The 7,928-nt window shown below is 68.5% G+C and carries 7 protein-coding genes and 1 pseudogene; 2 read left to right on the top strand and 6 right to left on the bottom strand.

The genetic code is table 11. The features are described 5' to 3' along the window. Positions 1-5: 5 nt before the first annotated feature. Positions 6-139, top strand: a pseudogene (locus VN779_RS23770) (winged helix-turn-helix transcriptional regulator); the annotation flags it as partial. A gap of 64 nt (positions 140-203) precedes the next feature. Here VN779_RS23770 and VN779_RS23775 read toward each other — a convergent pair. From VN779_RS23775 to VN779_RS23790, 4 genes are all read right to left on the bottom strand, one after another. Then, positions 204-842, bottom strand: coding sequence for a DUF1932 domain-containing protein (locus VN779_RS23775; protein ID WP_325727077.1), 639 nt, complete (start codon positions 840-842; stop codon positions 204-206). 201 nt (positions 843-1,043) lie between these two features. Then, positions 1,044-2,465, bottom strand: a complete 1,422-nt coding sequence (locus tag VN779_RS23780; protein WP_325727079.1) for an MFS transporter — start codon at positions 2,463-2,465, stop codon at positions 1,044-1,046. Positions 2,466-2,669: 204 nt separating this feature from the next. Then, positions 2,670-3,332 (bottom strand): CoA transferase subunit B, encoded by a 663-nt coding sequence (locus VN779_RS23785; protein ID WP_325727081.1) that lies wholly within the window; start codon positions 3,330-3,332, stop codon positions 2,670-2,672. Position 3,333: 1 nt separating this feature from the next. Next, positions 3,334-4,155: a CoA transferase subunit A gene (locus VN779_RS23790; protein ID WP_325727083.1), complete on the bottom strand. Its 822-nt coding sequence runs from the start codon at positions 4,153-4,155 to the stop codon at positions 3,334-3,336. 466 nt (positions 4,156-4,621) lie between these two features. Here VN779_RS23790 and VN779_RS23795 point away from each other — a divergent pair, with 466 nt between their 5' ends. Further along, positions 4,622-5,572 (top strand): alpha/beta hydrolase, encoded by a 951-nt coding sequence (locus VN779_RS23795; protein ID WP_325727085.1) that lies wholly within the window; start codon positions 4,622-4,624, stop codon positions 5,570-5,572. A gap of 33 nt (positions 5,573-5,605) precedes the next feature. Here the strand turns inward: VN779_RS23795 and VN779_RS23800 are convergent, their stop codons facing one another. Then, on the bottom strand, positions 5,606-7,579 hold the full coding sequence (locus VN779_RS23800; protein WP_325727087.1) for a helix-turn-helix domain-containing protein: 1,974 nt from the start codon (positions 7,577-7,579) through the stop codon (positions 5,606-5,608). A gap of 44 nt (positions 7,580-7,623) precedes the next feature. After that, the coding region (locus tag VN779_RS23805; RefSeq protein ID WP_325727089.1) for an SDR family oxidoreductase at positions 7,624-7,928 on the bottom strand (305 nt) is incomplete at its 5' end.

Below are 7,928 nucleotides of genomic sequence, written 5' to 3' on the forward strand. Positions count from 1 at the left end.
CCAATATCCAGGCCGACCTGGGCATCTCGCGCAAGGTGCTCACCGAGCGGCTGAACCACCTCATGGACCACGGGATCGTCGAACGCCGCCCCTACGATCGGCGCCGCGATACGAATACTGCCTTACCGGCAAGGGGAGCCGATGCACGCGGCTGACGTGGACGTCATTGCGGGGCCGGAAGCTGCGGCGGCCTAGGGACGCCCTTAGCTGCAGCTCGGACCGGTTCCGCTCGCCAGGCGACGGTACATGTCGGCGGCGGCGCGCGACCAGCCCTCGGGGAGGTCGAGCGCGGTGAGGGCGGCGGCCGCCTCGTCCATCTCGCCCGCCCAGCGCCAGGCTTTCGGTCGGGCGCGGCGCTCGATTGACGCCAGTTGCGCGTCGAGGTCGATGCCGTCTTCGGCCAGGACATCGCGGACCGGGGCGAGGACTCCGTAGGCATTCGCGGCCTCGGCCATCGCCAGCCAGATCGTGGGCATCGCCTTGCTTTGCAGCGCGAAGCAGACCTTTGCCATCGACGCCTGGCCGAGACGGTCGCCGAGGACGCGCACGTCGAGCGGCGTGTCCGCGAACAGTTCGGCTGCCTCCGCGGCTCGCGGCCCGGAGAGCCAGAGGAAGGTGCCGGGCTGCCACGCCGGTGGGCCGACGAGTGCCGCGTCGACGACTCGGTCCTCGCCGAAGAGCTCTGCGATACGGTCGATCGTCCCGGGGGCGACCGCGTTGGCGTCGATGTACAGCTGCAAGTCCTGGATCGCATGTCGGGCGACTTCGCGGGCCACGTCCTGCGCCGCGTGCGGCGGGCAGATCGAGAGGATCACCTGCGCGCGCGATGCGAGGGTGGGCACGTCGGGGACTTCCGTGAGCCCCGCTTGTCCTGCTCTCTGGCGGGTCTCGGGAGAACGGCCCGCCGCCGCCCACAGCACCGTCGCACAGTTCTGCCGAAGCGCCGCGCCGAGGGAGGCGCCCATCGCACCGGGATGGAGAACGCCTGCCTCGACGCCGCGTCGCATGTGTACCTCGGTCGGTCGCTAGCTTAAAAACACGCCCTAGATCGTGGGCTCCGGACTCGGCGTCGCGCTCGGGCCGGCTGAGCGAACCGAGGCGGGCGACTGGAGCATGCTAGCGCCGAGGTCGGCATCCGCGGTCAGATCGGACGCGCGGGTCTCGCGTGCCGCGAGCACCGCGACGAGCGTGACCAGGGCCGCCGCGCCGATGTAGATCGCGAGCAGCGTCGGTGTTCTGCTGCCGTTGTGCTGCAGCACCGCCACCGCGATGAGCGGGGCCGGCGCGCCCGCCGCGATCGAGGCGACCTGATAGCCGATCGACGCCCCGGAATAGCGCACGCCGGTGGCGAACAGCTCCGCGAAGAAGGCCGCCTGGGGCGCGTACATCAGGCCGTGGAATGCCAGCGCGATGCTGACGGCGGCGACGGCCTGCGGGTAAGACCTCGAATTCAACATGCCGAAGAAGAACGGTGTCCACACGCCGATTCCGATCGCTCCGACCAGATAGACCGGCCGGCGGCCGATCCGGTCGGACAGCATGCCGAACAGGGGGATCAACGCGAACTCGATCGCCGAGCCGATCAGGACCGCGTCGAGGCCGAAGGACTTCGGCAGCTTCAGATAGTCGACGACGTACACGAGGATGAACGCGGTGATCACGTAGTACGAGATGTTTTCCGCCATCCGTGCGCCGAACGCGGTAAGCAGTTGCCGCCAAGAGGACTGAAGCACCTGGACGACCGGGGGCTTTGCGGCCGCTCTGGCTGCCTCGCGCCGGGCGAGCGACTGGCGGAAGGCCTGCGTCTCGTGCAGTGAGGCGCGCACCCACAACCCAAGGATCATCAGCAGCGCCGACAGCGCGAAGCCGATGCGCCATCCCCAGGACAGGAACGCCGCCTCGCTGAGGTTTTGGCTTAGCAGCAGGATGATTCCGGTACCGAGCACATTGCCCAGCGGCGCGCCCGCCTGCGGCCACGATGCCCAGAAACCGCGGCGTCCCCGGTCCTGTTCCGCGACGATGAGCACCGCGCCGCCCCACTCGCCGCCGAGCGCGAAGCCCTGGATCATGCGCAGCGTGGTCAGCAGGATCGGGGCCGCGATGCCGATGGACGCGTATGAGGGCACCGCCGCGATGAGCGTGGTCGCGGCGCCCATGATGACCAGCGTGGTGACCAGCGCGCGCTTGCGGCCGATCCGGTCGCCGAGGTTGCCGAAGAACACCCCGCCGAGCGGCCGCGCCGCGAATCCGAGCGCGTAGGTGAGGAAGGAGAGCAGCGTCCCGGTCAGCGGATCGGCCTTGACGAAGAAGACCTTCGGGAAGACGACCGCTGCGGCGGTGCCGTAGAGGAAGAAGTCGTACCACTCCAGCGTGGTGCCGACCAGCGAGGCGCCGACGACTCGCCAGGGTGACTGCGCGCGGTCGGCGCCTGCGGCGGCCGTCTCTGATGCGGTGGTGGTGCTCAACGTCGAGCTCCTGTCACAGGGGTACGGGGAAGCGCGCCGCGCAAGGCGCGTGTGGGTACTGTCCTGTGCGGTCTCGCTGGAGGGGATGTGGGCGCGGCATACTCTGCCGGGCAGGCAAGTGGGGCCGGGCTACGCGAGCGGGCCCGGCCCCACGGTGAATCGGTTGTCGGATCAGTGCTGAATCAACGGCTGATCAGTGCTGGATCAGGTCGCTGGCATCGTGGGGATGTCGCTGCCCGGGATGTGGAGTGTCGGGCCGGTGGCGGCGATTACTTCCTCGACGCTGACGCCCGGCGCGACTTCCCGCAGCACAAGGCCCTCGTCTTCGACATCGATGACGGCCAGGTCGGTGATCACACGGTCGACCACGCGCTTGCCGGTCAGCGGCAGCGAGCACTCCTTGACCAGCTTGTGCCCGCCGTCCTTGGCCACGTGCTCCATCAGGACGACTACCTTCTTCGCCCCGTGCACCAGGTCCATCGCTCCGCCCATCCCCTTGATCATCTTTCCGGGGATCATCCAGTTCGCCAGGTCGCCCCGCTCGCTGACCTGCATCGCGCCGAGCACCGCGATATCGATCTTGCCGCCGCGGATCATCGCGAACGAGGCCGCGGAGTCGAACAGCGAGGCGCCCGGCAGCAAGGTCACCGTCTCCTTGCCTGCGTTGATCAGGTCAGGGTCCTCATCGCCGTCATACGGGTACGGACCGGTGCCGAGGATGCCGTTCTCCGACTGGAGCACGACCGTGACGCCCTCGGGTACGTAGTTCGGGATCAGCGTCGGCAGGCCGATGCCGAGGTTCACGTACTGGCCGTCGCGCAATTCGAGTGCGGCGCGCGCGGCCATCTGGTTGCGGTCGAGGGCCATGTCAGTTCCCGCTCTCACTCGGCTGGACGGCTGCGGCGGCGGAGCTTGCCGCACCGGAGGAGCCCGAGGCGTGCTGCGGGCGCGGGCGCACGGTATGCCGCTCGATCCGCTTCTCCGCGACGGTCGCCTCGACAACCCGGTGTACGTGCACGCCCGGCAGTTGTACGCTCGCCGCCGCGATCTCCCCGGGCTCGACGATCCGCTCAGCCTCAAGCACGCAGATCCGCCCCGCCATCGCGGCCAGCGGGTTGAAGTTCATCGCCGAGCCATTGAAGACCGCGTTGCCGTGCCGGTCCGCCACCGCGGCCCGCACCAGGGAGAACTGCGTGATGATGGCCTGCTCCAGGATGTACTCGCGGCCCCCGAAGCTGCGCACCTCCTTGGCCGGAGAGGCGACCGCCACCGAACCGTCCGGCGCGTACTTCCACGGCAGCCCGCCCTCGGCCACCTGTGTGCCGACCCCGGTCGCGGTGTAAAAGGCCGGGATTCCCGCGCCGCCCGCGCGCAGCCGCTCCGCGAGCGTGCCCTGCGGCGTGAGCTCCACCTCCAGCTCTCCGGAGAGATACTGGCGCGCGAACTCCTTGTTCTCGCCGACGTAGGAGCTGGTCATCCGGGAGATCCGGCCAGCCTCAAGCAGTAGGCCGAGGCCCCAGCCGTCCACCCCGCAGTTGTTAGACACCACCCGCAAGTCCGTCGCGCCGCGCGCCAGCAGCGCGGCGATGAGGGTGGACGGGATGCCGCAGAGGCCGAAGCCACCCACGGCGATACTCGCCCCGTCCGGAATGTCGGCCACGGCCTCGGCCGCGGTGACCACCTTGTCCATCCAGCCCGTCCCTACCTTTGTTAGCAGCCCTGTCTTCGTTGACGGCAAAGGCGCTGCGTGACGTGGGCGCGTCAGCGAGGTGCACCGGGTTCTCGGCGCCGCCTTCCGGACGCTCCCTTCTGCCAACGACTTTAGCCAGCGATCTGTCTTCCGCGAGTCTCGGCCCGCGCATGGCTCGGTCGGATGTCTGGTGCACACATGGGCGCTGCCGCGAGTGTGGCCGCGCGCTCCATGGGTGCGGATCGCCGCTGTTCCTAGGGTTCCTGTTGCGCGGGTCGCTGCAACAGCCACTCTTTTTGTTAGGAGTTTCCTTTGTGGCGATAGTGTTTTTTCTCGGGTGGACTCGTCACGTTGCCCACACGCTTCCGCGCCTCGACTATGCCCATAAGGCGCGTGCCTATTACGAGGCGGCACCGCGCAACGAACGGGCCGGCGACCGGAAATAGTCAGGAAGAGGTAGCGACGCGTGGCTGACTTCCGTGATTTCGAGGAATACCAAATACCGGTCAAGGGAGGCGAACTGGCCGTTGCGCGCTGGCCCGCGGCTGATCCCGGCGCGCCGACCGTCGTCCTAGTGCACGGCATCACCGCGAACGCCCTCGCCTGGGCGGCGGTCGCCGAAGCCGTCGATCGCCGCGTCAACCTCCTCGCTCTCGACCTGCGCGGCCGCGCCTACTCCCGAAACATCGCCCCGCCTTGGGGCCTGGATATCGACGTCGATGACGTGCTCGCCGTCCTCGACGACGCTGGCCTGGAGCGTGCGGTGCTCGCCGGACACTCCCTCGGCGCCTTTGTGGTGTGCACGCTCGCGGCGCGACACCCCGAGCGCGTCGAATCGCTCGTCGCGGTCGACGGCGGTGCCCGATTCGCCCGCGTTCCCGAGGTCGATCCAGACACGCTGCTCGAAGCCACAGTCGGTCCGGCGATCCGTAAGCTGCGGATGACCTTTGCCGACGGTGAGGCGTACCTGGACTTCCACCGGGAACACCCCTCGTTCGTCGGCCACTGGAGCCCGCAGCTGACCGCATATCTGGGCCGTGACACCCTGTGGCTGCCTGACGGCAAGGTCGTCTCCTCATGCATCGAGGACGCGATACGGGCAGACGGACGGCAGATCATCACCGACGATTTCGTCAACGAGGCCATCAACACCGCGACGTGCCCTGTGACGCTGCTCTGCGCGGAGCGCGGCATCCTCAACCAGCCACAAGGTCTTTACGATGACGGCATACTCGCGGCGGCCGGTATCGACCGAAGTCGCGTGAATATCGCGTGGATTCCTGGCACTAATCACTACACGATCATCGGGCCGGGCGTTGGCGCCAATACCGTCGGCACCGAACTGATTTGGCATGCCGAACACCAGAACGCGGTCCCATCAACGACGCAGCCACTCAACCTGAAGTTGGGGGCGTAACACATCGTTCACGCACCTGGGGTGTCATAAGCATCACAGCAATTGGTTTAACCGCAACGCCAGCTGTAGCTCTAGGGCGCGCTCGGGGCAGTTCCAATCTGTACCCAGCAGCTGCGCGATCCGATCAAGGCGCTGCGTCACCGTGTTGACGTGCACGTGCAGGACGTCCTTAGTCCGCATCAGATTCCCGCCGCAGCCGAAGTACGCATCCAGCGTGTGCACCAGTTCCGTCGAGCGTCGCGCGTCGTAGTCGAGCACTGGGCCGAGCGTCGCCTGCACGAAGGCTGGGACATCCGTCTTCCGCGGCTCCGTGCCGCCAAGCAGCAGCCCGACGAACCCCAGATCACGCGTGGCCGCCGCGTCACCGATCCGGCCAAGCGCTTGAAGCGCGGCCAAGCACCGGGCCGCCTCCGCATGCGCGGCGGCGAACGCCGCCGGACCGCGCACAGGACCCGCCGCACCCGCCGTCACCGGCCGCTGGATCGCGCCGTGCAGATGATGCACCACGTCGCGCGCCACGCCGGTCGCGTCCGACCCGGGCAGCAGCAGCACCGTCGCGCCGCCGCGCTCACCGGCCAAACCGCGGCTGGTCGCCGCCAAATGCGCGGCCGCCGAAGCTAGACGCTGCCGGTCCGCGTCTTCTGCCTGAGCCACGACAGTGACGTACGGCACGTCAAGATCCGCGCCGAGCCGCCGCGCCCGCTCACGCAGCGACTCCAGGCTCGGCTCGCCCCGATCCGACGCGGTCAGCAAGTCCGCGACCAACTCGCCGCGCACCCGGTGCTCCGCCTCCTGCACCGAGCGCTCGATCAGCAGCCGTAGCGCTGTCATCGTCGCCGCGCGCTCCAAGATCCGCTGGTCCGCGCTCTCCAGGTCCAACTCCGGCCGCCCGCGCAGTACCAGCGCACCTAACCGCTCCTGACCCGCGCTCACCGCCGTGACCCACAGCCGACCGGCCGGCAGCGCGCGTCCGGTCTTCGCCGACTGCGACGCAGCCGACTCGACGGCGGCCCGCTCCTCCGGTTCAAGCAGCCCGCACAGGCAGCGGCCGTTGTCGTCCACGATCGCGACCGAGCCGCCGAGCAATTCGGCGACGGATGCCGCGAGCTCGCCGAGACCCGCGCCGCGCAGCAGCAAACCGGTCAGTGCCTCGTGGGCCTCTGCGGCGCGCTCGACGGAAGCGCTGTGTGCCTGGATGGTGCGGCTCGCCTCGGCCAGCTCCGCGAGCGCCGCCCTGGTCTCCGCGAGCTGATTCGCCGACTCGATCGCGATCGCGGCATGCGTGGCCAGGGAGCTGAGCAGCGCGATCTCGTCCCGGCTGAACGGTCGAACCCGCCGATCCGAGGCGAAGAGCACGCCGATCACATGTCCATTGGACAGCAATGGCACCCCGAGGATCGCGACCAGGCCCTCTTCGTGCACCGCTGCGTCGATCGAGCGCGTGTGGTTGAACTGGGCGTCGTTCAGGTAGTCCGCAGTGACGTAAGGCGAAGCCGTCTGTGCGACCAGGCCGCCTAACCCCTCGCCCATACCGAGCCGTACCTGCTGGAACTTCGCCGACACGGAGCCGTCGGTGACGCGCATGTACGTGTCGTCGGCGGCCGGATCGTTCAGAGTCAGATACGCCACGTCTGTGCCGAGCAGTTTGCGTGCCCTGACGACAATCGCGCGTAGTACCGCATCCAGGTCGCGCAATCCTGCTAAGTCACTCGCGGTCTCGAACAGCGCGGCTAACTCCGTTTCGCGACGCCGCTGTTCACGCAGCGTCGCGCGCACACGCAGCGCGAGCGTCCTGGCTCGCTCCAGCTGCGCGATCGCCTCCTGGCCGGCGCCCTCGTTGTGTGCGCGAGCCAGCGGGGCGTCGTATTCGACCGCGGAGGCGTCTTGGACCAGCAGGCTGAGAAACGGCAGCTCGATGTCAGACGCATTGCCCTCTGGCGCGTTGCCGGCTAGCGCAGCGCTCGCGGCAGGCGCACCGTTCACATCCGTCTTGCCGTTTACATCCATCGCCGTCTTCCATTCACCCTCGCGCGACCTAGTGTGGTCGGGAGCTACTGCGCGGTCCAGGCCCCGTCCACGGCCAGCGACGCGCCGTTGATGAACGAGGCCCCAGGCGAGCACAGGTACACGGCCAGCTGCGCCACCTCAGCCGGCTCGATCAGCCGCTTCGTCGCCGACCTGGCCAGCAGTACCTCGCCGATCACCCGCTCCTCGGGCATGGCATGCGCGGCCGCCTGTTCCGCGATCTGCTGTTCCACCAACGGCGTGCGGACGTACCCGGGATTGATGCAGTTCGAGGTCACCCCGCGCGGCCCGCCCTCGACCGCCACCACCTTGGACAAGCCTTCGAGCGCGT

This window comes from Actinocrinis sp., assembly GCF_035605935.1.
Classification (GTDB): Bacteria; Actinomycetota; Actinomycetes; order Streptomycetales; family Catenulisporaceae; genus Actinocrinis.

Coding starts and splice junctions, on each gene's coding strand:
- VN779_RS23785 (WP_325727081.1), bottom strand. CDS start 3,332: ATGGCCCTCGACCGCAACCAGATGGCCGCGCGCGCCGCACTCGAATTG.
- VN779_RS23790 (WP_325727083.1), bottom strand. CDS start 4,155: ATGGACAAGGTGGTCACCGCGGCCGAGGCCGTGGCCGACATTCCGGAC.
- VN779_RS23800 (WP_325727087.1), bottom strand. CDS start 7,579: ATGGATGTAAACGGCAAGACGGATGTGAACGGTGCGCCTGCCGCGAGC.